Origin of the sequence: Natronococcus sp. A-GB7 (genome assembly GCF_029688865.1) — an archaeon.
Lineage (GTDB): Archaea > Halobacteriota > Halobacteria > Halobacteriales > Natrialbaceae > Natronococcus.
The window spans coordinates 1-22,385 of sequence record NZ_JARUKV010000016.1; the positions used below are offsets into that span (position 1 = coordinate 1).

Consider the following 22,385-nt stretch of genomic DNA (forward strand, 5'->3'; position numbering starts at 1 on the left):
TTCGCGCCGGACCGAGGCGACGCCGTCCTCGAGGTCGTGCTCGAGGTGGTTGACGACGGCGCCCCACTCGAAGCCCAGGTCCTGGGCCAGGGAGACACCGGTGCCGCCCCAGTTGTCGTCGCCGGACTGGACGCCAGTCAGCACGAGGTCGGGCTCCTCGGCCTCGACGACCGCCCGCAGGATTTCGGTCTTCGCGCCGACGTCGAGCAGGTCGACGTCCTCGAGGGCGTCGTCCCAGACGCGGATCGCGCGGTCGGCGCCCTTCGCAAGCGCCTGGCGGATCGTCTGCTCGCACTCCTCGGGGCCGATCGTCACCGTGACGACTTCGTCAGCGATGCCGTCCTCCTGGAGCTGAACCGCCTCCTCGACGGCGTAGTCGTCCCACTCGTTGAGGTCGGCGCCGAGATACTGGTCGGCGATGGTCGTGCCTTCGATCTCGAACTCGTCTTCGACGGTCGAGACCTCTTTTACCGTCACGAGGATCTTCATCATTTATCGGTCGGACGCCCCTCCCGTAAACGTTTTCGAAACACCGTGTCACGAACGACCAGTTGATTCGGCGTTCGTCCCACGAATTCCTCTCTTGGCGCTCACCCGTCACACTCTCGGCGGGCGAATCCCGTGGGAGACGGTCCCAGCCCGGATCTCGAGACGGAAACGGTTTAACGGCGCCACCGGTAGTATACCGCATGGCAGACTGTCCACTCGCTGATGACTGCCCGAGCTTCTCCGAGCGAATCTCGGGGATGGGCTGTCAACACTACGGCGATCGGGGTGGCAAGGAGTGGTGTAACCACTACAACCAGCCCATCGAGGATCTGAAGACCCAGCCCGTCAAACCCAGCGAGGAGGTCGTGATCGACGTCGTCGACATGCACGAGAGCGGCGCCGGCGTTGGTCGAACCGAGGACGGTTTCATCGTGATGGTCGACGGCGTCCTGCCGGAGGCCCGGGCGCGAGTCGAGATCACCCGGGTCCACAGTAATCACGCACGCGCGGAGAAACTCGAACTCCTGCCGATGGACGGCGAGGAAGACGACGGGGACGAAGACGACGACGACGATGGCGACGGCGGCGAGGGAGTCGACGACGGTGACGACGTCACCCCCGCCGACGACGAGACCGAGTCCAACGAGAGACACACCGCACCGAAGCGCGAGCGACTCGGTAGCCGCGAGAACTTCTGGGGCTCGTAGCCCCCTCGAGTGGACAGCTCCGCTTCCGTTCGAACTCCCGGTCCGGCCGCGACCGTGGAAGCTTTCATCCCGCCACCGACTAGTGCCTCGTATGCCGACGCGAGCCCACTCGACTGGCGGTGGAGGGGATCGTCGTGATCGATGACATCGCGACGGTCCTCGAGGAGATCGGTTTCGATCCCGAGAACAGCGTGCTGACCTACCGCCAGGCGCAGGTGCTCGCGTTGCGCGAACGAGACGTCTCCCAGGCCGATATCGCCGACGCGCTGGGAACCTCCCGGGCCAACGTCTCCTCGATCGAGGCCAGCGCCCGAGAAAACGTCGCGAAGGCCAGGGAGACCGTCGCCTTCGCCGAGGCGCTTCAGGCCCCGGTCCGAGTTCGGGTTCCCGAGGGAACCGACCTCTACGACGTGCCACAGCTCGTCTACGAGGCCTGCGACGAGGCCGGCGTCAAGGTCGACCACACCGCCCCGGACCTGATGAAGGTCGTCAGCGACGCCGCCGGAAACGCGATCACGGGCCGGCAGGTCGCCGCGCCGCTGACCGTCAGCGTCAGCTCCGAGGGCGTGGTTCGGGTTCGCCACCAGGAGTGACCGCGGTGCCGGAGTCCGGAGGGCTTTGTATCCGGACGACATCGGTCGCGGTATGGAACTGGACCTCGACGACACGACGGCGCTGGTAACGGCCTCCTCGAGCGGGCTCGGGTTCGCGAGTGCTCGGGCGCTGGCCGAGGCGGGAGCGAACGTGACGATTTGTGGCCGGGACACCGAGCGACTCGAGGACGCCCGCGAGGAACTCGAGGAGACGGCCGCGGGCGAGGTGCTGGCCGTCGAGGCCGACCTCACCGACCCCGACCACGTCTCGCGACTCGTGAGCGAGACGGTCGAGAGCTTTGGCGGGCTCGATCACCTCGTCACCTCCGCGGGCGGCCCGCCGAGTACGACCTTCCTCGAAACCAGCGAACAGCAGTGGTACCAGGCCTACGACCTGCTGGTGATGAGCGTCGTCTGGACGATCGAGGAGGCCCACCCTCACCTGCTCGACTCCGAGCACGGGACGATCACCTGCATCACCTCCCGGACGGTCAGGGAGGTCGCCGACGGTCTCCTGCTGTCGAACTCCGTTCGCCGGGGCGTGATCGGACTCGTGAAGACGGTCTCGCGGGAGTTCGCTCCGGAGGTTCGCGCCAACACCGTGTTGCCAGGGACGATCGAAACGCCCCGCATCGAGGAGCTCGTCGACGCCCGCGTCGAACGCGGCGAGTACGACGACTACGAGTCGGGACTGGCCGACCTCGCGGACGACATCCCGATGGATCGCATCGGCGACCCGCGAGAGCTTGGCGAGGTCGTCGCCTTCCTCTCGAGCCCGCGGGCGAGTTTCGTCAACGGCGCCGAGGTACCGATCGACGGCGGCCTGTTGCGGAGTTAGGATCGACAGCGGCGGGCCGACCGCGTCCCGGGTGAAGTGCCTCGGTCGTCCGTTCCGGGAACCGCTGTCGCTAAGAACCCGTCCCCGCATTCACCGATCGTGAGCGACCTCGGCAAGATCGACCGACAGTTCTTCGAATCGCGGATCGCCCCCAACCTCGGCGCCGAGCGCGACGACGTCGCCCTGGGGCCGAGCCACGGCGTCGACTTCGGCGTCATCGACGTCGGCGGGCGGGCGCTGGTGACCGCCACAGATCCCGTTTCGATCCCTCCCGCACTCGGCCTCGAGCGCGCCGCCCGGTTCGCCCTCGACTTGATCCTCGCGGACGTCGCCGTCAGCGGCGTCCCGCCCTCGCATCTCTCGATCTGCTTTACGCTTCCGGAGACGATGAGCGACGAGGCGTTCGCCACGGTCTGGGAGACGATCCACGAGGAGTGTGCCGACCTCGGCGTCGCCGTCGTGACTGGCCATACCGCCCGGTACTCCGATCCCTCCCACCCCTGGGTCGGCGCCGCGACCGCGATGGGTGTCGGCGACCACGCTGACATCGTCCGTCCGGACGGCGCACGGCCGGGTGACCGCCTCCTGCTGACCACTGGCCCCGCCGTCGAATCGGTCGGGCTCCTGAGCACGCTCTTTCCCGAGGCACTCGGGCTTCCCGACGACGTGATCGCCGACGCCCAGGAACGGCTCGAGGAGGTCCACTGCGTCCGGGACGCCCTCACCGCAGCCGCGGCGGGACCCGCTCGAGCGATGCACGACGTCACTGAGGGGGGATTGGCGGGCGCGCTGAACGAGATGGCCGCCGGCGCCGGCGCGCGGTTCGAGATCGACCGCGCTGCCGTCCCGATGCGTCCCGGCGTCGCCGACGTCTGCGAGCACCTCGAGATCGACCCCTGGGCGGCGACCAGTTGCGGCTCGCTCGTCATCGCCGTCGATCCCGAGGGCGTCGACGCGGTTCGCGAGGCGCTCGAGGATCGAGGGACTGTGGTGGCCGAGATCGGGCGTGTCGAGGCGGACGAAGACGGGGACGGAACGGTAGCCGTCGACGGCGAGGTCCTCGAGCACCCGCGGGGCGACCCCTCGTGGGACGCCTACGCGGAGCTGGCTGAGAGACAGACGTAACGAATTTCTTCCCAAGAACGTCGCGTGAAACGTGTGTTCTGTACAGGTGAAGCAGGTATCACCGCCAGCATCCGCGAGCGAAGCGAGCGGTTCCCCGCCGAAGCGGGCGAAGCCCGCGGAGGCGGCTTTTTAGCGTAGATTTTTGCGCGAGTGGTTCCGCGCTTCGCGCGGAATCCCGACGCGGAAAAAGGTACGTGGGGAACACCCTTTATACGACGGCTTCGAATGGCCGACGATGAGCGATGGATCGAATCCGACGGACGCGACGGCGGCGTTCGCCGAGCGGGCGCAGGCCGAGTACGGCGAGTCGATCCGTCACCTCGTCGCGTTCGGCAGCGCCGTTCGCGGCGACGACCGCGACGTCCACAGCGAGGCGGAGCTCCTACTGGTACTCGAGGATCTCGAGCCCGAGCGCGAACTCGAGGCGCTGGCCCGCGAGGTCGGCCTCGAGCACGGGACCGTGCTCTCGGTACACGTCCTGCCGGCAGATCGCTACGAGGAGCGAACGGACCACGAGTTCGTCGAACGGGCGTTCGCCGAAGGGGAGGTATATGTGTAGGCGACGGTCGCCCGCGGGCGGTTCGGACCCGGACTCCGGCCGTTCGAGCGACGTCACCCTCGAGGTGACGGGTCGGTGACGATGCGGGTCACGCTGCTCGGCACCGGCGACACGACCGGGACCCCGACCGTGGGCTGTGACTGCGAGACCTGCCGGACGGCCCGCGAGCGGGGGATCGAGCGTACTCGCTTCTCGGTCCACGTCGAGAACGAGCGCACCGACGAATCCCTGCTGATCGACTTCAGTCCGGACTTTCGCTACCAGTTCCTACGCGACGACGTCGCCCTGCCCGATGCGGGGATCATCACCCACGTCCACTTCGACCACCTCGACGGGCTGGGCAACGCCTTCCGGGTGTTCGACTCGCTCGAGGTGTACGCGGCCGACGAAACCGATCCCCGAACCGGGAAGAGCGTGGCCGAGACCGTCGCCGAGGACTACCACTATCTGAACACGATCTCCGTTCGGCCGACGACGCCGCTCGAGCCGACCCGGATCTGCGGGCTCGACGTGACGTTCGTCCCGGTCGACCACCCGCCGCTGGTCTGCTACGGGCTCGCGATCGAAGATCCAGAGACGGGCGCAAAGCTGTCGATCACGGGCGATACGAGCTACGCTGTTCCCGATCGCTCTCGGGAGATCCTCGCCGATCCGGACCTCCTGCTGGCCGACGCGATCGTCCCGGCACACCTCTGTGCCTCCCATCCCGCCGGCGGGCGCCACGAGGGACCCGACGGGACGCCCTACACGTTCGGTTCGAAGCACATGACCCGCGAGGGGGCGCTGACGCTGGCCGAGGAACTCGAGGCGAGTCGAACCCGGCTCGTTCACCTGGCACACTACTATCCCGCAGAAGAAGCGTTCGAGGAGCCGCTCGCCGTCGACGGCGAGCGGTACGTTCTCGAGTGAGTGGCCTCGACCGCGACGGCGGTTAGAAGCCGCCGCCGAACAGCAGATCGAGGAAGTCCTGGACCGCGAAGATCGCCAGGACGAACGCCAGCAACACCAGGAACGCGTTGACGACGTTCAGCAGCGTCGTGTTCCGGTACTCGCCCATCGTCTCCTCGTCGTTGACCGCCCAGAACAACAGGAGGGCGGCCAGCGGCAGGCCGAAGATCCCGTTGTACGTCGGGAAGAGGATGACCATGTCGACGACCGAGAGGTCGAGGACGCTACTGATCAGCGGCGAGGCGAGCCCCAGCCCGGTCAGGCCGACGAAGATGAGTTTGAACAGTCGGCTGCCCTGATCGACCTCGATGTCCATCGCCTGCGGGATAATGTACGCCGGCGTCCACATGATCGGGATGATGCTGTTGAACGCCGCGGCCGTCACGCCCGCGATGAACAGGACCATCGCCCACGTGCCAAGCACCTCGACGAGGGCCTCGCCGGGCGTAATAAAGGACTCGAGTTCGGTGAACCCCATCGGCTGTAACACCGCGGCCGAGACGACCAGGATCGCGACCGTGGTGATCCCACCGACGGTGAAGCCGACGGCGAGGTCCCGGCGGGCGTCGGAGACGTCGCTTTCGTCGGTCCAGCCCTTCTCCTCGACGAGGATCGACTCGAGGAAGAAGTTGGGCCATAGCGCGGTCGTTCCGAGCAGGCCGGCCGCGATCGCGAGCGCGCCCAACGAGTCCGACGTCGGGACGAAGCCGAGCGCGACCGCGCCGAGATCCGGATTGCTCGGTCCGGCGACGGCGAGGTAGAGGACCATCACCGACAACATCATGATGATCATCAGCTTCTCGATCTTGTCGTAGTTCAACAGTCCGACGCCCATAGCCAGCAGCGTCGTCAGGACGGCGATCGGCTGCCAGGCGATGGCTCCCCCCGTGACGAACGAGACGCCCGCGCCGACGGCGGCGACGAGTCCGAGCGTCCAGGCGACGCAGCCGATCGAGAGGAATACGGCAATCGCCGTCGCGGGGCCTTTTCCGAGCTTCTCGCGGACGAAGGGCATGAGCGGCCGGCCGTGTATGCCCAGCCGTGCGCTCATATCCTGTGCCATGACGCCGAGCAACACCGCACCGACGACGGCCCACAGCAGCGTGTAGCCGTGCATGAGCCCGGCCTGGCTCGCGATGAACACGGATCCGGAGCCGAAGTAGCTGGCGACCATGACGAACGCCAGTCCGTACTCCTTTACCGCATCTGACAATTCTTGCGTTATTCGTGTCGTGAAGTTTTCAGTAGTTCCCATGAATTAAATTTCCCGGCAGTTTCGCCCGAGGCAGTTCGGTCAATGTACAGAGATAGTATCGCTAAGTCAACCAAATACAACGACTCCGTACGGAAAAGGCTCGGCGTTTCACTTTCCAGGTGAGGGCGACGACAGCCTTCGATACTCAGTATCGAAGGCGATCCGTATTCATCGGCGATCGCTCACCGAAAGCGCTCGAGTCCGGCCTGACTGTGGCGTTTTCCGTCGGGGTCTGCGACCCAGTCGGTTCGGTCGTCCCGTTCGGTTTCGAGATCGATCTCCGGTCCTGGTCCGGGCTCGTACCCCGGGCAGTCGGCGCCACAGTCGGTCTCCCAGTCGACGACTCGGCCCGCCCACTCGCAGTACGGTAGCGTCGCGCCGCTCGAGCCGTGGGCTCGACAGCTCGCACAGTCCGGAAAGCCGTAGGTTCGCCACCCCTTGCCGTAGGCTCGCTCGGCGAGGCGCCGACGAGCACGTGCCTTGGCCGCGGGCGAGACGACGGCGACGTCGGTCCGACCTGGGTGACTCTCGAGGGGTTCGACTCCCGGCTCGGCGACCGACAGGGGGGTCGACTCGCGGAGCACGTCGATCTCGCGGACCGCCCCTTCCTCGCGGTGGACTCGCCAGATCCCGACCTCGTCGGGAATCCGGTTGCGGTGGGCGCCCGTGACGTAGCTCTCGGTCGCCAGCACGACCTCGTCGACGAGCCCGAGGCTGACGTCCGTTCGAAGCTGGGCCTCGAGCTCCCCGGGCCGGCCGAGATCGGGCTTGTTCTCGATACCGACGATCCGGTCGTACCAGTCGTGGTAGCGGGCGACCTGCCGGACGTACTCCCGTCCGCTCTGGCGCTCGCGCTCGAAGAAACCGATCTCGAGGGCGCGCTCGGTCGCCCGCCGCGCCCGTTCGGGATGGCAGTCGAACGCGTCCTTCCAGTACCGCGCGCGGCCGGGGCCGACTCGCGATTCGATCGCCGCGGTGGGAATCGACTCGGCCGTGATCGCGGTCCGCTCCGCGAACGCGGGGCCGGGCTCGACGGCGACGATATCGAGGACGCGCCCGCCCGGATTCGCGACGCCCGCGCCGAGCTGTCGGGCCAGGAGGCGGTCGCCGCGGGACTCGAGGGCGGCACACAGCTCGAGTTCGAACGCAAACTCGCTCACGACGGGACGAACGGGCGGTAGCGAGAAAAGGAGGGTGGTCGCCCACTCCAGTGAGACACAGTGTCACGATAGACAACAGGATTAATCACCCTGCGGTTTGAAGCCGGATGGTGTATGGGGGTACTCGATGCACTCGGTGTTCGAGGCCGGGACGGGACGACGCGCTACGAGTGTCGAAACTGCGGGCGAGAGCTGACGGCCGACGACGAGGAGTGTTCCGGCTGTAGCTCCCGAGAGATCGCACACTACGAGTTCTGACTCCGTTTCGGTTCCACCTCTCAGATCCGAACGCCCGGAGTACGCGTCCCACCGCGAGCGAAACGCTGATTTACGAACAGCGCCATCGCCCGATGAAGGATGGCGAACAGGGACGACGTTTCCAGAGAACTCGCAGAATGTACGGAGTGCGGCACGGTCTACGCGGCCAGGCAGTGGCCCGACGGGAGGGTCAAGACGATCGGAAGCGAGAGCTGTCAGTGTGGCTGCACCGAGTTCGCTCTCGTTGAGACCGACGAGGAGACGATGCCGCCCGACAGGGCAGAGTAACCGACCCCACCGTCGGGTGGCGTTCGCGACGGGTCGATGCGCGAGGAGCGTCCGTCGACGCCCCGCCGACGGAGACGACACCAGCCCGGTTCGCGAGCGGCAAGCGTCGCTCGCGGCACGAACTACGGGTCCTCGACCGCGTCGGAACTCACCGCGCTTTCGGCCGCGGATCGGGATGGTTCAGATCGTCGGTCGCCGGTCGGCGACCGCGCCGGCGATAGCGCTCGAGTAGCCACCGACCTCCGATCGACGCTCCGACGGGAACGGCAACGACGGTCGCGAAGCCGACCGCTAGCGCGACCGAGGCGGTGACCAGCGGCGGTCCCGTAACGACCGCCGCCGTGGTCGTCGCGGCCACGAGCGCGGCGCTGAACGCGACGACGGTGAGGACACACGAGGCGAACGCCGACGCGAGACTGCGATCGGTGCCGGGCGGTACGGACGGAGACGGGGCATGTGGTTGGTGCATCGGTTTTCGGCCGTACTGACGCACCGGCGCGGATTAAGTGTAACCTGAAAAACATTTCTGTAACGTCCGTTACTGAAGGAGATTTCAGGGCGGTTGGCCGACTGTACGGCTACTCGATCGGTTCGCCCGTTCGGTCTCGAGCGATAGCTTCTCCGGTGGCTACGCGGTTCCATGCGGCGACGGTCCGCTATCGCTTCCACGATCGGTCCCAGCTGCGCCTCCGCCGCGGCAGCCCCCTGTCGTCCATCGGTCCCGTCCGCTCACCGACTCGTCTCGAGCACCGAGAGGTCCTCGGCCATCCTGACCCGGAGTTCGTCCCCGGCCACCGGCAGCCGGACCTCGAGACGGTAGGGGTCGCGCTCGAGGACCTGCGTGTACTCGGGGGAGACACACCACGGGAGCGTCCAGTAGGGCCGCTCGTCGAGCGAGACACCTCGCTCGTCGTGAAAGCGAACCACCGTCGAGTGATCGAGCAATCGGAGCCCGGTGGCCGAGCAGAGGGTGTGACCGCACTGGGCGCACTCGTGGTCGACGCGAACGTCGACGCCGAGACAGCACTCTTCGGACTCGACGATTCGGGTTTCCATCCGACCGCTGCACTCAGGACAGACGCCGTCGGCCGCCAGACAGTGGAGATGACGGACGCGCTGGTCGAAGGCGTCGGCGATCTCCGCGGGGCTTCGGTCGTTCAGACCACCGGGCGGGAAGCCGTACTCGCCGTGGCACTGCCCGCAGTCCCGACAGTCGATCGCGAGGTGCTCGTCCGCGTAGGCGGCCCGAAGCGAACCGCCGCAGTCGAAACACTCCCCCCTAACGGCGAACGGCTCGAGCGTCGGCCGCTGGTTGAACGAGCCCGCGATCACCGAGCGGACGACCTTCCGTCCGGCGTGTTTGAACGCGTACCCGACATCGGACCGTTGGCCCGGCGAGCCGCCGCTCCCTTCGGTCGCGGAGACGCCCTCGCACTTCGTGACGAAGTGGCCAGTGAGCTTCTGCAGGTGGTAGTTGAACTGTGCGGAGTCGCGCATCCCGACCGCTCGGCGCAGCTCCGAGAACGATACCGGGCGCTCGTCGGCCGCCCACAGCGCCTCGAGGATCGCGAGGCGGGTCTCGTTGCCGATCAGCGCGAACGCGTCGGCTGGCTCGAGACACTCCGTACACTCGAGAACCGATTCGGGATCGGTATCGCTCGAAACGGATGAGTCACTCATGCGAAAAGCTACCACCCGGCCGAGCTAAAGCGTTCGCTCAACGTCGTTTCTGTAACATGGCTGTCATTCCGACGGAACGGGAGTCGGCCCGACCCGATCCGCGGGGATCACTGGACCTTCAACCGCCAGCGGACGCGTTCGCGATCGGAAGGTGTTTAGGTCGTTGCAACGGCGTGCAATCGATGACCGGTAATCGACGCCCGACGACGCGCCGTCGGCTACTCGCCAGCGCGAGTTCGATCGCGGTTCTCGGAGCCGCCGGCTGTCTCGACGATGACGGCGAGTCCGGCGAATCAGCCGACGACTCGAGTCACGAAGACCACGACGACGGAGGAACCGACGAGCCCGACGACGGCGAGTTCGACGACGATCTGGTCGACGATCCGGTCGACGACGCGGACCACGAGGTCGATATCTCCGAGCTACTCGTCTACGAGCGCGACGGCGAGCAGGTCGCGAACTCCCACAGGGGTCACTGGCACTACGAGACCGAGACGAACGGACTACCGACGATCGAGCCGGGATCGACGATCGAACTCGAGACCGTCTTCACGAAAGACGGCGAGGAACTTCCGGTAGGCGAAGACGAGCCGTACCGCCTGGATGTCGAACTCGCGGACGGGAAAGACGAAATCGTCGACATCGACGTCGACCCCGCGACCGTCTCGGTTTCGGGCGAGCAGGCGGGAGAGACCGCAACCGTCTTCGAGCTGCTCGAGGACGGAGACGTCGTCTGGGAGGCGCCCCCGATCGACACCTTCGTCGAGGAGTAACAAGGCCGAGATCGCCCGACTGCACGGAACTGTTTGGCACCGTGATTCGGCCCGAGAACAGTAGGTTTATCAGTCGCACGGCGGAACCTCTACCTAAGATTACTCATCGTCTTATGGCAGGAAATCAACAACCGGAGGTGAACATCGGACTCGTCGGCCACGTCGATCACGGCAAGACGACGCTGGTGCAGGCTCTCAGCGGATCGTGGACGGACCAGCACAGCGAGGAGATGAAACGCGGCATCTCCATCCGGCTGGGGTATGCGGACGCGACGTTCCGTCACTGTCCCGAGCTCGACGAGCCCGAACGGTACACCGTCGAACAGGAGTGTGCGGACGGCTCGCCGAGCGAGCCGCTTCGAACGGTCTCGTTCGTCGACGCACCGGGCCACGAGACCCTGATGGCGACGATGCTCTCGGGGGCCTCGCTGATGGACGGCGCCGTGCTGGTCGTCAGCGCTAACGAGCCCGTCCCACAGCCCCAGACCGAGGAGCACCTGATGGCGCTCGACATCATCGGGATCGACAACATCGTCATCGCCCAGAACAAGGTCGACCTCGTCGACTCCCAGCAGGCCCGACAGAACTACCAGGAGATCCAGGAGTTCGTCGAGGGAACCGTCGCCGAGGACGCGCCCGTCGTTCCCGTCTCGGCCGGCCAGGAGGTCAACCTCGACCTGCTGATCCAGGCGATCGAGGAGGAGATCCCGACGCCCGAGCGCGATCCCGAGGCCGACGCTCGGATGCACGTCGCCCGGAGCTTCGACATCAACAAACCCGGGACGACCGCCGCGAACCTCGCCGGCGGCGTCCTCGGCGGAAGCCTCGTTCGAGGCGAACTCGAGCTCGACGACGACCTCGAGATCCGTCCGGGACGGGAGGTCGAGGAGGGCGGTCAGACCGAGTACGTGCCGATCCAGACGACGGTTCGATCGCTGCAGGCGGGCGGCGCCGACGCGGAGTCGGTCACGCCCGGCGGACTGCTCGGGGTCGGAACCGGACTCGATCCCTCGTTGACGAAGGGCGACGCCCTCGCGGGCCGGATCGCCGGCCCGCCGGGGTCGCTCCCGCCGACCTGGGAGCAGTTCACGATGGACGTCGATCTGCTCGATCGGGTCGTCGGCAACGTCGACGAGACGGAGGGGCCGGGCGACGCGGCCGACATCGACGAGATCAGCACGGGCGAGCCCCTGATGATGACCGTCGGCACCGCGACGACCGTCGGCGCGGTCACGAGCGCCCGCAGCGGGGAGTGTGAGGTCAAGCTCAAACGCCCCGTCGCGGCCGAACCCGGCGCGAAGATCGCGATCAACCGCCGGATCGGCGCCCGCTGGCGACTGATCGGACTGGGAACGCTTCGCGAGTAAGACGACGACAGCGAGCATGAGCACCCGGGTTGCCCTCGATACAAGCGCGCTGATGATGCCGGTCGAACTGGACGTCCGGCTGTTCGACGAACTCGAGCGACTGATCGGGTCCGCCGAACTGGTTGCACCCCAACCCGTAATCGAGGAGCTCCAGCGGCTCTCGGAGAAGGGCGGCACCGAGGGGACCGCCGCGTCGGTCGGCCACGACCTAGCGACCGAACGCTGTCTCGTCGTCGACACGGAGGAATCGTACGCCGACGACGCCCTGGTCGAACTCGCCCGCGAGGGAAGCGTCGACTACGTCGTCACGAACGATCGCCCGCTGCGCGACCGGGTGCTCGAGGCGAGCATACCGGTACTTGCATTACGCGGGAGAAACAAGCTGGCAATCACTCAACCATAGATGTACAAACGGGTCAAACTGAAGGATACGGTCGAAGTACCGCCGAAAGCGCTCGGTGACGTCTCGCCGAAGCTGGTCAAGCAACTGCTGCAGGACAAACTCGAGGGTCGGATGGACGAGCAGGTCGGCAGCGTCGTCTCGGTCACCCAGGTCCACGATATCGGCGAGGGAGCCGTGCTCCCGAACAAGCCGGGGGTCTACTACGAGGCCGAGTTCGACGCCGTCACGTTCGATCCGGATATGCAGGAGGTCGTCGACGGCACGATCGTCGAGGTCGTCGAGTTCGGCGCCTTCGTCGGGATCGGCCCCGTCGACGGGCTGCTCCACGTCTCCCAGATCTCCGACGAGTACCTCGCCTTCGACGGCGAGAACCAGCAGCTCGCCTCGAACGAGTCCAACCGCACGCTGGGCGTCGACGACGCCGTTCGAGCGCGTATCGTCACCAAGAGCATCGACGAACGCAACCCGCGCGACTCGAAGATCGGTCTCACCGCGAAACAGCCCGGACTCGGCAAACACGGCTGGCTCGAGGAGGACCACGAGAAGCGCGAAGCGGCCACGGGTGAGTAACGATGGCATCCGATCGACTCGTCTGTCGCGAGTGCCACCGAGTCAACGATCCCGACAGCGACACCTGTGACTCCTGTAACTCCTCCTCGCTGACCGAGGACTGGGCCGGCTACGTCGTTATCGCCCACCCCGAGGACAGCGAGATCGCCACGGAGATGCAGGTCACCGAGCCCGGATCGTACGCGCTGAAGGTTCGGTAACGTGACTCGCGACGACGGCAGCGATCCCGACCGCGTGGACGAGCAGCTACTGGTTTTACCCGACGACCTCCGCCACGAGCTCAAGGAGCCGATGGGCCCGATCGAGACCGACGCCGACGTCCTGCTCGAGGCGGTCTCGGGCCCGCTGATCGCCGTCGGCGACGTCGTCACCTACCACATCGTCCGTGCCGGACGCGAGCCCGACGTCGCGCTCGTCGACGAGCGGACCAAACGCCAGCTCGTCGAGGAGGAAATCCGCGAGACCGTCACCGAACGAGTGAACGTCGAGGCCCGCAACCCGCCCGCCGAGCTCACCGCCGACGTCCTCGAGACGCTCCAGGAGAGCCTCGAGCGCGAGGAGCCGACGACGGTCCTGGTCGACGGCGAGGAGGACCTGGTCGTGCTCCCGGCGATCATGGTCGCGCCCGACGGCGCCAGCGTCGTCTACGGCCAGCCCGACGAGGGGATGGTCCACGTCGTCGTCGACGAGGAGGTGCGCCGGGAAGTTCGAGCCCTGCTCGAGCGCTTCGAGGGCGACCAGGAGCGGTTCTGGAGCCTGCTCGAGGAGTAGACGGAATCGGAGACCGATTCTCGGGAACTCGCAGTTCGTCGCCGGAAGCTGTGTACACCAGTAGATAGCGACACGTCTTCTCTACAGGCAGCCCCTCGACAATCGTTCAGGCGGTCGAGGGCTCGGCGAGTTCGCGGAGTCGCTCGAGGTTGGTAATCGACGATTCTTGGTACTCAGCGATCCGCTCGAGCGCGTCCTGCACGCGTGGGTCCTCGAGGTGTTCGTTCATTCCTCGCGTAATGTTGAGTCGACATCCTCGTCGCCAGTCCTCGATGTCGGGTTCCTCCTGCCACGCGACGAGGCTCCGTTGGATGACGAGGGTTTGGCGGACGAGCTTCTCCGCGTTACCGAACCCGGGGTTGGGCGGACACAACCGGTTTTTCTCCGCGTCGTCGTCGCGGTTCGCCTCGACGTAGGCAGTGATAGCAGCGCTAAACGGGATGACTCCGGGAGCGTGAATATACTGAATGGTGATCCGGTCGGGGGCGAAGATCGGCCGCGTCGGGGGGGTATCGACACCGTGGGCGGTGCAGTCGACGTGCACGTGCTGTGGGTTGGTGGGAACGGTCCCATCGTCGAGTACGATGCGGTCGGCCTCGAGACGCTGGACGTATCCGTGACGGATGACGTTGCGGATCCGGCGCAGGTCATCGCGTTCGTCCTGGCTGAGGATCGCCCCGCGATAGGTTTCGGGTTCGACCTCGGGGTCGAGCGGGACCAGCACCTCGTTGGCTTCCAGCCGGCGGAACAAGTCGGGGACGTCCTCGGCCTCCGCGGCAGCTTTCGTCCACAGCGACCACATCTCCATGAACAACGGCACGTGCTCCAGGGGTTGATATTTGCGCCGGGAGGTAGTCCAGGGGTCGCGTGGTCGAACCCACCGGATTTCCGCCGGTGGAACGCCGTTATTGAGCAGCCAGCTGCAAGTGTCCATGGACGTCTTCCCCGCCCCGATGACAGTGAACCCGTCGGCTGGATCGGTGAGGTCGACGAGTTCGTTGGGGGTGACCAGCCGCACGTCCGGGTCGACGTCGAATGGTGGTGTGTGGGTCGCGGGGATGGACGATTCCACGTAGGTGGCGTCCACGACCCGGCGCCGGACCTCGACCTCGGTCGTCTCGCCGGTCAGCCGCGACTCGAACCGATGGCGACCACCATTGGAATCGATGTAGTTGGACGTGCCGAAAAAGCGGACCTGTCCCGAGCCGAGCAGCTCTTCGTCGAGTACGCGCCGGTAGTAGCCGCAGACCTCCGCGCCGGTCGCCCGCTCGTAGAAGCCGGCGTTGGGGCCGACCTCGTCGATCTCGTCGTTGCCGAGCCGCCGCGAGTCGACCCCATAAATCGCAGACGGCTGGTGGAGCCGCACGAACGGGTAGGCGTCGTTCCAGTGGCCACCCGGATTCGCCCGCCGGTCTACCATCACGACATCGGCGTCGGACTCGTCGATCAGCGTGTCCGTAAACGCCATCCCCGACGCCCCCGCACCGACCACCAGGTAATCCGTCTCAAGCGCTTCCATGTCGAACCACCCCGGTCGTCAGACGCTCAGCGTGATTGCTCCCGAAAGAGCCCCCACTGACCTGTTTCTCTTCGGCTTCGAACTGATCACTGGCGTCTGTCATCTGATGGACCAATCTGTGTGATACAGCCACATAGAGTTACGCTGTGATGAATCTGCAGGGGTTGAGCAATCTGCAGACGGTAACGGACACGGCGCGAGTAACTGCGTTTCAGTTCGATGTTTCGACCACGGTCGTGGCCAGCTTCGGGATCGGAGCGGTCGTCTCCGTGTCCGTATACGTGATGAGGAATATACTCAGCGCCCGTGAAATCGACGGCTGGAACTGAGGGCGCTATCGATTCGTCCGCTCGCGGTAATCAAGCAGGTACCACCCCAGGGGGGACTCGAGGACGTGTTCTTTCCTACTGGACCCCGGCCCAGGGAGCGGATTCGAGCCGACTACTGTCGAACCGAACTCCCTCGAGCCCGCCAGCGCCAGCCGTAGTACAACGTCGCTGCGGCGAAGCCGATCGCTCCGACGGTGTAGGTCGTTTCCGAGACCAGGATCGCAGCGGTCCCGGTGAGGACGGCCAGTCCACCCGAAAGCAGCAGCTGGAACTCGAGCGTGCGGTGGCGGTCGACGAGGACGGTGGGGACGACCGTCCCGCAGGCGTAGACCCCGATCAGGCCGGGGATGAGTCCGGCGACGCCCCGATCACCGAACCCCGCGTACAGTAGAACGACCTGGACGAGCAGGAACGGACCGAGGACGAGGACGGCGAGTAGCTGCCGCTCGCGTTCCAGCATCCGTTCGTCGACCGCGTTCCCGGTCTGCATACTGCGATCTAGTGTCGACTGTCTATTAATTCGTTCCACCGGAAACGAGATGACGGGTCCGAACGTCGTCCTCGCCCGCGAGCGATACTCGAGACCTTCTTACCGTCCGAGTGAGACGTAGGGAATATGTACGATTTCGTCGTCGTGGGCGTCGGCCCCGCCGGCGCGCGTTTCGCGCGTCGAGCCGCCGATCGCGGCCACGACGTCCTCGCTCTCGAGCAGGGGACGATCGGCACGCCGCTGGCCTGCTCGGGCCACGTCAGTACGGACGTCTGGAGCGTGACGGGCGAGGGCGCCCGCGAAGAGCTGCTTCAAAACGAGATCCACGGCGCGCGCTTTCACGTCGGCGGCCCCCGCAGCGACGCCTACCCCTTCTACAAGCGCGAGGTTGCCTCGAACGTCATCGACCGCGTCGGGCTGGATCGTCACCTCGCCGAGCTGGCTCGCGAGGCCGGCGCCGACGTCCGTGAGAACCACTCCGTCACGAGCGTTACGGAGCACCGCGACCGCGTCGAGGTCGTCGCCAGCGGGCCCGACGGGCCCGTCACCCACGAGGCGAAGATGGTCGCGGGCTGTGACGGCCCCCGCTCGAGGGTCCGTCAGGAGCTCGACCTCCCCGAGCCCGACGAACTCCTTCACGGCGTGCTCGCCTTTTCCGAGGAAGAGGACTACGAGGATTTCGTCGACGTCCACCTCACCCCGCCGACCTTTTTCGCCTGGCGGATCCCCCGCGGCGAGGCCGGCGTCGAGTACGGCCTCGCGGCCCCGCCGGGCGTCGAGGTGACCAAACACTTCGAGGAGCTGATCGACGGCTACGAGATCGACGTCGCCCACCGCTGTTCGGGTGCGATCCCGATCGGCCCTGCGGACCGGGTGACGAGCCGCCGGGGATTCCTGATCGGCGACGCCGCGGCCCAGACCAAACCGTTCACCGGCGGCGGGATCCTCTACGGGACGACGGCCGCGGACCACGCGGCCCGCGAGATCGACCCTGATCGGCCGACCAGCCTCGCGGCCTACGAACACGCCTGGCGTGAAGACCTGAAACGGGACCAGCAGCTCGGCCACTGGCTCCGCCGTGCGTACTCCCTGCCCGAGCCGATCCAGCGCGTCGGGCTGAGCGCGCTGTCGGGCGAGATCGGCGTCCACATGGATCGACCCACGTCGCTGGTCTCCCCGACCCACCTGAAGGCGATGCTCTCGAGACTGCGGCCGTGATCCCCGCGAGGCATCGCTGGAGCACGGCCTCCCGGAGCCGCAGGCGACGAACCGAAGGCCCTCGTCGCGAAACACTCGAGCGATGACCGGACGGCTGGCGGCCGTCGCCGCGCTCGTCGCGCATCTCCTCGAGCGACTGGGGATCATCGACGCCGAGCGACTGCGCCCGACGGTCGATCTGGCCTGGCCCCGGATCGTCACCGGGATCGCGATCATGTCCAAGCAGACGGCCGACCTCGCGATGGTCGGGATCGCCGTCGGCACTGCCGGCACCGCGGGGCTGGCCTTCGCGCTCGCCTACTGGGAGATCGTCGCGATGCTCGGACTCGGACTGGCGGGCGGGACCGTCAGCCTCGTCTCCCAGAACTACGGCGGCGAGGAGAACGAGCGGGCGTCGCTGGTCGTCACCCAGAGCGTTCTGCTCGCGGTCGGCATCTCGCTGCCGCTCGCGGCCGCGTTCCTCCTCGTTCCCGATCAGTTGATCGGGCTGTTCGGCGCCGGCCCCGACTCGCTGGCCCACGGCAGCACCTACCTCGTCTACGTCGCGCCGGCCGTCGTCTTCGAACTGCTGAACCTGATCGCCAGCCGCACCTACACCGGGGTCGGCGACACCTTCACCGAGATGATGGCCCGCGCGGGTGGTGCGGTCCTCAACATCGTGCTCAGCGCCGTCTTCATTTTCGGCTTCGAGATGGGCGTCGCCGGCGCCGCGCTCGGTACGACCCTCTCGACGGGGTTCGTCACGGTCGTCCTCGCGTGGGGGATGGTCGGACGCTCCTACGGGAGACTCGGGATGGAGCCCAGTCCGGTGCCGATCACCCGCGAGGGGCCGTGGCTCGAGGCCGGGGTTATCCGCGACCTCGTCGAGATTTCGACGCCCGAGATCGGTCGCCGGCTCGCCCAGGGGGTTGTCGTCTTCCCCATGCTGTGGATCGCCGCCTCGTTCGGCCCGGTGGTCGTCACCGCCCTGGAGGTCGGTCGTCGGGTCCGCAGCCTGATCAACAGCGTCAACTGGGGGATGGGGTTGGCCTCGAGTTCGCTCGTCGGCCAGCACCTCGGCGCGAACGAGGAGGAGGAAGCGGGCGCCTACGGCGAGGGGATCGTCCGGCTCTCGGTGGTCTGTTACGTCGGGATCGCCGCCGTCGTCCTCGCGTTCGCCGAGCCGATCGCGGGGCTGTTCGTGAGCGAGCCCGCCGAAATCTCGCTGGCCGCGACGTTCGTCGCCGTCGGCGCCGTCAGCGCAATCGGACTCGGCGTCGACGGCGCCGCGGCGGGCGCGCTGCTCGGCGCCGGCGACACCCGGCTGCCGCTGGTAGCCTCGCTGATCGGTCGGTACCTCTTTGCGTTACCCGCAGCGGCGCTCGGACTCGTCACCCCGCTCGGCGTCGGCGGGCTCTACCTCGCCTTCCTGCTCGAGACGTACGTCCCGGGCGGGATCAACTACTGGCTGTTCCGGCGCGGACGCTGGAAGGCCGTCAGCCGGCGATATCGCCCCGACACAGAGGCGAGCTGAAGAAAATCGTATCGGTCCGAGGGCGCGGGGGAGCGTTACGCCAGGTCCTCGTAGGTCGGGCGCTCGAGCTCTCCGGGGAACTCCTCGACTGGGGTCTGGAGCTGATCGCCCGACTCCATGTCCTTGATCGTCACCTCGTCGTTCGCCAGATCCTGCTCGCCGACGATGACGACCGTCTCGGCGTTGATCGAGTCGGCGTAGTCGAGCTGTGCGCCGAAGGAGCGGCCGGCGACGTCGGTCTCGACGACGTGGCCCCGGTCGCGCAGCTCGCGGGTGATGCGGGCGGCCTCGGATCGGGTGTCGCCGACCTGGAGCACGTAGTAGTCGGTGGCCACTTCCTCCTCGGGCCAGACGCCAGCGCGCTGACACAGTAGCGACAGCGTCGCGTGACCGGGCGCGACCCCGACCGCGGGGGTGGGCTGGCCGCCGAAGCTCTCGATGAGGCCGTCGTAGCGCCCGCCGCCGAAGATCGACCGGGAGACCTCGCCCGTCGAGTCGAAACACTCGAAGACGACGCCGGTGTAGTAGTCGAGCCCCCGGGCCGTCTCCAGCGAGATCGTACAGTACTCGCGGGCACCGAAGTCTTCGGCCGCCTCGAGGACGTGCTGCAGGTTCTCGACGGCCGCCGTAACCCGGTCGGTGTCGGCGAACGACTCGACGGCTTCGAGATCGCCCTCCGCGATGAGATCGGCGAACTCGGCGGCCTGGTCGTAGGAGAGGCCAGCCTCGGCGAGCAGGTCGTGGTACTCCGCGGTGGAGATCTTGCCGGACTTGTCGACCGCCCGAATCGCCTCGGTCGTATCGACGTCGGTCTCGTAGCTCTCGAGCACGCCGCCTAAGATGTCGCGGTGGGAGATCCGGAACTCGAAGTGGTCGCCGGTGAGCCCGAGGTCGGTCAGGGCGTCGGCGGCCCAGGCGAGGATCTCGGCGTCGGCCTCGGGCTCCGAGGAGCCGAAGATGTCGACGTTGGTCTGGTAGAACTCGCGCTGGCGGCCCTGCTGGACCTGCTCGTAGCGCCAGAACGGGCGCGTCGAGAACCACTTGATCGGCTTCGACAGCTCCTGTTGTTTCGCCACGACCATCCGTGCGACCGTCGGCGTCAGCTCGGGGGTTAGCGTGACGTGGCGGCCGCCCTGGTCCTCGAAGGCGTACAGCTCCTCGACGATCTCGTCGCCGCTCTTGTCGGTCCACATCTCGGCGCGCTCGAGTGCGGGCGTGCCGATCTCGCGGAAGCCGTACCTGCGAGCGGCGTCCTCGATCGTGTCGATGGTCGCCCGTCTGGCGGCCATCTCGCCGGGGTAGAAGTCACGAAACCCCTTGATGCCGTCGTACATACCCCACCGTTCGGCGACGGCGACCTTCTAACCTTTCGTTTGGGCGTCGACCACGCGACTCCGGAGTAGCGGTCACGACAGGCCACACTCGTCCCCGTGCGAGCGGAGAGATTTATACTGCAACGGTGAAGGCGTCGTATGCCCCGACGAATCGATCGGACCGCTCCCGAGACGCTCGGCGACGGCGAGTGGCGGGAGCTGGGCCTGGCCGTCGGCTTCTGCGAACTCGCCGGCGTCGTTCCCGGTCTGCTAACCGCCGAGGACGTGACCGAGTGGTACCCGACCCTCGAGCAACCGCCGCGAACGCCGCCAGGCTGGGTGTTTCCGCCCGTCTGGACGGTCCTGTTCGCGACGATGGGGGTCGCGTGGCACCTGGTCCGTCGGGACCGAACGGCGAGCGCGAGGGGAAAGCGGCGGGCCGAACGGGTGTTCCTCTCCCAGCTCGCGTTGAACGCGCTCTGGTCGCTCGTCTTCTTCGGCCGACGGTCGATCCTCGGGGGACTCGTCGTCATCGCATTGCTCGGGCCGGCGATCGCCGTGACGATCGCGGCGTTCGCTCGCATCGATCGTCGGGCGGCGCTGTTGCTGGTGCCGTATCTGTGCTGGGTCGCGTTCGCGACGGCGCTGAACTACGGGCTCTGGAAACGCAACCGCGACCGGTAGGATACTACCGGACGTTCGTCACGTACGTCTGCTCGTGGTCGGGGAACAGCTCTCCGACGGCTTCGGGACCGTCCTCGGCGACGATGATCGCCCGCAGCTCCGCCTCGTAATCCGCGCGGTCGATCGACTCGCTGGGACCGACGGTCACCTCGAGGTGGTTCTCGACGAGTCGGTCGACCGCCGTCCGGCCGAATCCCGACAGCGGTGCGATGTAGTCGATGCCGTGGCGATCCTCGAGGCTCTGGGCCTGGGCCCGCGAGACGGTCGGCACGCGGTCGTCCCGGCGAGTGCCGTCGGCGACCGCGTCGAAGCGGTCCTCGGCGAGGGCCTCAAGGGCGTGCTGGTGGACGTGTTGGATCCCGTTGCGGGGAAAGCCGTCCTCGCGGATCCGCTCGACGGCCTCGCGGGCGACGTCGCGCTCGAGGTCGAGGCGCTCGAACTCGAAGCCGGCGGTGTCGGCGGTCTCGCGGGCGTGTTTCCAGTCGTCGCCGACGCCGAAGCTGACCGTGACGAGCGTGACGTCGTAAAACTCCTCGAGGACGAGCGCCGCGAGCGTCGAATCCTTGCCCCCGCTGTAGAGCAGTCCGAGCTCCATCAGCGACGCTTGATGTCGAAGCTCTTCGAGTCGGGTTTGAGCTCCTGGAGGAGCTGTTTCATCTTCTCGTCGTCGATCTTGCCCTGGATGCGCCCGCTGCGAGCCAGCGCGATCACCTGCTGTTCGACCTGTTCTCCGAACTGCTCCTTGCTCATCTTGACCGTGTTGAGCCGCTTTCGCGCGTCGTCGGTCAGGTGCTGTCGGAGCAGCGCCTGCTTCTGGGCTTCGGCCTGCTGCTGGGCGGCTTCCTGGCTCGCCCGGTCGGCCTCACCGCCCCCCTCGGCGCGGTCCTGTAGCTGCTCCATCTTCTTCTGTCGGAGCTCCTCGAGTTTCTCCTCGTCGGGTGAGCCGCTCATAGTGGGACGTTGCGCGCGGGCGCAGAAAATGATTACGGACGATGAGAGCGAGAGACGCCGCTGATCGGCGAGCGGTCCGAAAAGACGTCTCGAAAGCGAGTCTTACGCGTAGCGCTCGAGTTCCGGGCGGTCGAGCTCCTCGAGAACCTCGCCGGCGGTGTCGTCGAGCAGGCTCCGACCCGCGGGCGTGATGCGGCGACCCTCGCCCTCGGCGGTCTCGACGAGGTCTTCCTCCTCGAGCTGCTGGAGGATCGTCCGGATCACGTTCTTCGAGCCGTCGGTTCGTCGGTCCGGGGCGACGCGATAGCGGTTCGTCCCGGCCTTGCCGCCGCCGTACTCCGTCGAGAGTCGTTCGACGCCGACGGGGCCGCGGTCGGCGACCTTCCGCAGGAGGCTCGCGGCGCGGGTCGCCCAGAAGTCCTCCTGCTCGGGGGGCAGTTCGCGGTCGACACCAGTCTTCGCGAACTGGCTCCAGTCGGGTTCGTCGAGTCGGTCCTCGAGGTCCTCGGCGAGCGCCTCGATGAGGTCGTCCGCCGGAACGTCGTACATCGTAGCCATTGGCGTTGGGTTCCCTGCCGCGGCAT

Annotated in this window: 28 protein-coding genes and 1 pseudogene; 18 read left to right on the forward strand and 11 right to left on the reverse strand. The window is 66.9% G+C overall.

The genetic code is table 11. From position 1 onward, the window contains the following. Positions 1-489, reverse strand: a pseudogene (locus tag QA609_RS14745) (electron transfer flavoprotein subunit beta/FixA family protein); the annotation flags it as partial. Positions 490-689: 200 nt separating this feature from the next. Here QA609_RS14745 and QA609_RS14750 point away from each other — a divergent pair. The 6 genes from QA609_RS14750 to QA609_RS14775 all read left to right on the forward strand — a co-directional run bounded on the left by QA609_RS14750 (position 690) and on the right by QA609_RS14775 (position 5,220). Beyond that, the gene (locus QA609_RS14750) at positions 690-1,196 is read left to right on the forward strand and encodes a TRAM domain-containing protein (RefSeq protein ID WP_278303373.1); all 507 of its coding nucleotides are present in this window, start codon (positions 690-692) and stop codon (positions 1,194-1,196) included. Between the two features lie 134 nt (positions 1,197-1,330). After that, positions 1,331-1,789: a Tfx family DNA-binding protein gene (locus tag QA609_RS14755; protein ID WP_278303374.1), complete on the forward strand. Its 459-nt coding sequence runs from the start codon at positions 1,331-1,333 to the stop codon at positions 1,787-1,789. A gap of 52 nt (positions 1,790-1,841) precedes the next feature. Next, positions 1,842-2,627, forward strand: a complete 786-nt coding sequence (locus QA609_RS14760) for an SDR family oxidoreductase (protein WP_278303375.1) — start codon at positions 1,842-1,844, stop codon at positions 2,625-2,627. Positions 2,628-2,726: 99 nt separating this feature from the next. After that, positions 2,727-3,752: an AIR synthase-related protein gene (locus QA609_RS14765; RefSeq protein ID WP_278303376.1), complete on the forward strand. Its 1,026-nt coding sequence runs from the start codon at positions 2,727-2,729 to the stop codon at positions 3,750-3,752. 235 nt (positions 3,753-3,987) lie between these two features. Continuing rightward, complete coding sequence (locus tag QA609_RS14770; RefSeq protein ID WP_278303377.1) at positions 3,988-4,311, forward strand: hypothetical protein; 324 nt, start codon at positions 3,988-3,990, stop codon at positions 4,309-4,311. A gap of 81 nt (positions 4,312-4,392) precedes the next feature. Next, positions 4,393-5,220, forward strand: coding sequence for an MBL fold metallo-hydrolase (locus QA609_RS14775; protein WP_278303488.1), 828 nt, complete (start codon positions 4,393-4,395; stop codon positions 5,218-5,220). A gap of 22 nt (positions 5,221-5,242) precedes the next feature. On the opposite strand, the gene QA609_RS14780 is transcribed toward QA609_RS14775, so the two are convergent. Further along, a complete protein-coding gene (locus QA609_RS14780) occupies positions 5,243-6,514 on the reverse strand; it encodes a divalent metal cation transporter (RefSeq protein ID WP_278303378.1) in 1,272 nt (423 codons plus the stop codon). A 182-nt stretch (positions 6,515-6,696) separates the two neighbouring features. Further along, complete coding sequence (locus QA609_RS14785; RefSeq protein ID WP_278303379.1) at positions 6,697-7,674, reverse strand: DUF5787 family protein; 978 nt, start codon at positions 7,672-7,674, stop codon at positions 6,697-6,699. Positions 7,675-7,788: 114 nt separating this feature from the next. Here QA609_RS14785 and QA609_RS14790 point away from each other — a divergent pair, with 114 nt between their 5' ends. Both QA609_RS14790 and QA609_RS14795 read left to right on the forward strand, forming a co-directional pair. After that, positions 7,789-7,932 (forward strand): hypothetical protein, encoded by a 144-nt coding sequence (locus tag QA609_RS14790; RefSeq protein ID WP_278303380.1) that lies wholly within the window; start codon positions 7,789-7,791, stop codon positions 7,930-7,932. Positions 7,933-8,031: 99 nt separating this feature from the next. Then, on the forward strand, positions 8,032-8,220 hold the full coding sequence (locus QA609_RS14795; RefSeq protein WP_278303381.1) for a hypothetical protein: 189 nt from the start codon (positions 8,032-8,034) through the stop codon (positions 8,218-8,220). A gap of 148 nt (positions 8,221-8,368) precedes the next feature. On the opposite strand, the gene QA609_RS14800 is transcribed toward QA609_RS14795, so the two are convergent. Together QA609_RS14800 and QA609_RS14805 are read right to left on the reverse strand one after the other, a co-directional pair. Next, the gene (locus QA609_RS14800) at positions 8,369-8,689 is read right to left on the reverse strand and encodes a hypothetical protein (protein ID WP_278303382.1); all 321 of its coding nucleotides are present in this window, start codon (positions 8,687-8,689) and stop codon (positions 8,369-8,371) included. Positions 8,690-8,949: 260 nt separating this feature from the next. Continuing rightward, positions 8,950-9,900 carry a winged helix-turn-helix domain-containing protein gene (locus QA609_RS14805; protein ID WP_278303383.1) on the reverse strand — a complete coding sequence of 317 codons (951 nt, stop codon included), beginning with the start codon at positions 9,898-9,900 and terminating at the stop codon, positions 8,950-8,952. A 182-nt stretch (positions 9,901-10,082) separates the two neighbouring features. Between QA609_RS14805 and QA609_RS14810 the strand changes: the two genes are divergently transcribed. From QA609_RS14810 to QA609_RS14835, 6 genes are all read left to right on the forward strand, one after another. Then, on the forward strand, positions 10,083-10,673 hold the full coding sequence (locus QA609_RS14810) for a hypothetical protein (protein WP_278303384.1): 591 nt from the start codon (positions 10,083-10,085) through the stop codon (positions 10,671-10,673). A 113-nt stretch (positions 10,674-10,786) separates the two neighbouring features. Beyond that, entirely contained in the window at positions 10,787-12,040 is a 1,254-nt protein-coding gene (locus QA609_RS14815) for a translation initiation factor IF-2 subunit gamma (protein WP_278303385.1), read from the forward strand. A gap of 16 nt (positions 12,041-12,056) precedes the next feature. Continuing rightward, positions 12,057-12,443 carry a DUF188 domain-containing protein gene (locus tag QA609_RS14820; protein WP_278303386.1) on the forward strand — a complete coding sequence of 129 codons (387 nt, stop codon included), beginning with the start codon at positions 12,057-12,059 and terminating at the stop codon, positions 12,441-12,443. Next, on the forward strand, positions 12,444-13,013 hold the full coding sequence (locus QA609_RS14825; RefSeq protein WP_005553099.1) for a DNA-directed RNA polymerase: 570 nt from the start codon (positions 12,444-12,446) through the stop codon (positions 13,011-13,013). Positions 13,014-13,015: 2 nt separating this feature from the next. Beyond that, positions 13,016-13,213, forward strand: coding sequence for a transcription elongation factor subunit Spt4 (gene spt4 / locus QA609_RS14830; protein WP_278303387.1), 198 nt, complete (start codon positions 13,016-13,018; stop codon positions 13,211-13,213). 1 nt (position 13,214) lies between these two features. Then, entirely contained in the window at positions 13,215-13,784 is a 570-nt protein-coding gene (locus QA609_RS14835; protein WP_278303388.1) for a GTP-dependent dephospho-CoA kinase family protein, read from the forward strand. A 106-nt stretch (positions 13,785-13,890) separates the two neighbouring features. Here the strand turns inward: QA609_RS14835 and QA609_RS14840 are convergent, their stop codons facing one another. Further along, complete coding sequence (locus QA609_RS14840) at positions 13,891-15,303, reverse strand: NAD(P)-binding protein (protein ID WP_278303389.1); 1,413 nt, start codon at positions 15,301-15,303, stop codon at positions 13,891-13,893. A 149-nt stretch (positions 15,304-15,452) separates the two neighbouring features. On the opposite strand from QA609_RS14840, the gene QA609_RS14845 reads away from it, so the two are divergent. Further along, the gene (locus QA609_RS14845) at positions 15,453-15,632 is read left to right on the forward strand and encodes a hypothetical protein (RefSeq protein ID WP_278303390.1); all 180 of its coding nucleotides are present in this window, start codon (positions 15,453-15,455) and stop codon (positions 15,630-15,632) included. Between the two features lie 112 nt (positions 15,633-15,744). Here QA609_RS14845 and QA609_RS14850 read toward each other — a convergent pair whose 3' ends face one another. Then, complete coding sequence (locus QA609_RS14850) at positions 15,745-16,122, reverse strand: hypothetical protein (RefSeq protein ID WP_278303391.1); 378 nt, start codon at positions 16,120-16,122, stop codon at positions 15,745-15,747. Between the two features lie 126 nt (positions 16,123-16,248). On the opposite strand from QA609_RS14850, the gene QA609_RS14855 reads away from it, so the two are divergent. Next, the gene (locus tag QA609_RS14855; protein ID WP_278303392.1) at positions 16,249-17,340 is read left to right on the forward strand and encodes a geranylgeranyl reductase family protein; all 1,092 of its coding nucleotides are present in this window, start codon (positions 16,249-16,251) and stop codon (positions 17,338-17,340) included. Between the two features lie 82 nt (positions 17,341-17,422). Next, entirely contained in the window at positions 17,423-18,853 is a 1,431-nt protein-coding gene (locus QA609_RS14860; RefSeq protein WP_278303393.1) for an MATE family efflux transporter, read from the forward strand. Between the two features lie 35 nt (positions 18,854-18,888). Here the strand turns inward: QA609_RS14860 and hisS are convergent, their stop codons facing one another. Then, positions 18,889-20,187 (reverse strand): histidine--tRNA ligase, encoded by a 1,299-nt coding sequence (hisS, locus tag QA609_RS14865; protein ID WP_278303394.1) that lies wholly within the window; start codon positions 20,185-20,187, stop codon positions 18,889-18,891. Between the two features lie 138 nt (positions 20,188-20,325). Between hisS and QA609_RS14870 the strand changes: the two genes are divergently transcribed. Then, positions 20,326-20,850: a TspO/MBR family protein gene (locus tag QA609_RS14870; RefSeq protein WP_278303395.1), complete on the forward strand. Its 525-nt coding sequence runs from the start codon at positions 20,326-20,328 to the stop codon at positions 20,848-20,850. A 4-nt stretch (positions 20,851-20,854) separates the two neighbouring features. On the opposite strand, the gene QA609_RS14875 is transcribed toward QA609_RS14870, so the two are convergent. The 3 genes from QA609_RS14875 to QA609_RS14885 all read right to left on the reverse strand — a co-directional run bounded on the left by QA609_RS14875 (position 20,855) and on the right by QA609_RS14885 (position 22,359). Beyond that, on the reverse strand, positions 20,855-21,445 hold the full coding sequence (locus QA609_RS14875; protein ID WP_278303396.1) for an asparagine synthase-related protein: 591 nt from the start codon (positions 21,443-21,445) through the stop codon (positions 20,855-20,857). After that, entirely contained in the window at positions 21,445-21,801 is a 357-nt protein-coding gene (locus tag QA609_RS14880) for a DNA-binding protein (protein WP_005553060.1), read from the reverse strand. Before QA609_RS14880 ends, QA609_RS14875 begins: the two co-directional genes overlap by 1 nt. A gap of 102 nt (positions 21,802-21,903) precedes the next feature. Continuing rightward, positions 21,904-22,359, reverse strand: a complete 456-nt coding sequence (locus QA609_RS14885; protein ID WP_005553061.1) for a 30S ribosomal protein S19e — start codon at positions 22,357-22,359, stop codon at positions 21,904-21,906. Positions 22,360-22,385 lie beyond the last annotated feature (26 nt).

Bases quoted from the DNA above. Each gene is read 5' to 3' on its own strand.
- QA609_RS14750 (WP_278303373.1), top strand. From the start codon at position 690: ATGGCAGACTGTCCACTCGCTGATGACTGCCCGAGCTTCTCCGAGCGA.
- QA609_RS14760 (WP_278303375.1), top strand. From the start codon at position 1,842: ATGGAACTGGACCTCGACGACACGACGGCGCTGGTAACGGCCTCCTCG.
- QA609_RS14770 (WP_278303377.1), top strand. From the start codon at position 3,988: ATGAGCGATGGATCGAATCCGACGGACGCGACGGCGGCGTTCGCCGAG.
- QA609_RS14775 (WP_278303488.1), top strand. From the start codon at position 4,393: ATGCGGGTCACGCTGCTCGGCACCGGCGACACGACCGGGACCCCGACC.
- QA609_RS14780 (WP_278303378.1), bottom strand. From the start codon at position 6,514: ATGGGAACTACTGAAAACTTCACGACACGAATAACGCAAGAATTGTCA.
- QA609_RS14790 (WP_278303380.1), top strand. From the start codon at position 7,789: ATGGGGGTACTCGATGCACTCGGTGTTCGAGGCCGGGACGGGACGACG.
- QA609_RS14795 (WP_278303381.1), top strand. From the start codon at position 8,032: ATGGCGAACAGGGACGACGTTTCCAGAGAACTCGCAGAATGTACGGAG.
- QA609_RS14800 (WP_278303382.1), bottom strand. From the start codon at position 8,689: ATGCACCAACCACATGCCCCGTCTCCGTCCGTACCGCCCGGCACCGAT.
- QA609_RS14805 (WP_278303383.1), bottom strand. From the start codon at position 9,900: ATGAGTGACTCATCCGTTTCGAGCGATACCGATCCCGAATCGGTTCTC.
- QA609_RS14810 (WP_278303384.1), top strand. From the start codon at position 10,083: ATGACCGGTAATCGACGCCCGACGACGCGCCGTCGGCTACTCGCCAGC.
- QA609_RS14815 (WP_278303385.1), top strand. From the start codon at position 10,787: ATGGCAGGAAATCAACAACCGGAGGTGAACATCGGACTCGTCGGCCAC.
- QA609_RS14820 (WP_278303386.1), top strand. From the start codon at position 12,057: ATGAGCACCCGGGTTGCCCTCGATACAAGCGCGCTGATGATGCCGGTC.
- QA609_RS14825 (WP_005553099.1), top strand. From the start codon at position 12,444: ATGTACAAACGGGTCAAACTGAAGGATACGGTCGAAGTACCGCCGAAA.
- spt4 (WP_278303387.1), top strand. From the start codon at position 13,016: ATGGCATCCGATCGACTCGTCTGTCGCGAGTGCCACCGAGTCAACGAT.
- QA609_RS14840 (WP_278303389.1), bottom strand. From the start codon at position 15,303: ATGGAAGCGCTTGAGACGGATTACCTGGTGGTCGGTGCGGGGGCGTCG.
- QA609_RS14845 (WP_278303390.1), top strand. From the start codon at position 15,453: ATGAATCTGCAGGGGTTGAGCAATCTGCAGACGGTAACGGACACGGCG.
- QA609_RS14850 (WP_278303391.1), bottom strand. From the start codon at position 16,122: ATGCAGACCGGGAACGCGGTCGACGAACGGATGCTGGAACGCGAGCGG.
- QA609_RS14855 (WP_278303392.1), top strand. From the start codon at position 16,249: ATGTACGATTTCGTCGTCGTGGGCGTCGGCCCCGCCGGCGCGCGTTTC.
- QA609_RS14860 (WP_278303393.1), top strand. From the start codon at position 17,423: ATGACCGGACGGCTGGCGGCCGTCGCCGCGCTCGTCGCGCATCTCCTC.
- hisS (WP_278303394.1), bottom strand. From the start codon at position 20,187: ATGTACGACGGCATCAAGGGGTTTCGTGACTTCTACCCCGGCGAGATG.
- QA609_RS14870 (WP_278303395.1), top strand. From the start codon at position 20,326: ATGCCCCGACGAATCGATCGGACCGCTCCCGAGACGCTCGGCGACGGC.
- QA609_RS14875 (WP_278303396.1), bottom strand. From the start codon at position 21,445: ATGGAGCTCGGACTGCTCTACAGCGGGGGCAAGGATTCGACGCTCGCG.
- QA609_RS14880 (WP_005553060.1), bottom strand. From the start codon at position 21,801: ATGAGCGGCTCACCCGACGAGGAGAAACTCGAGGAGCTCCGACAGAAG.
- QA609_RS14885 (WP_005553061.1), bottom strand. From the start codon at position 22,359: ATGGCTACGATGTACGACGTTCCGGCGGACGACCTCATCGAGGCGCTC.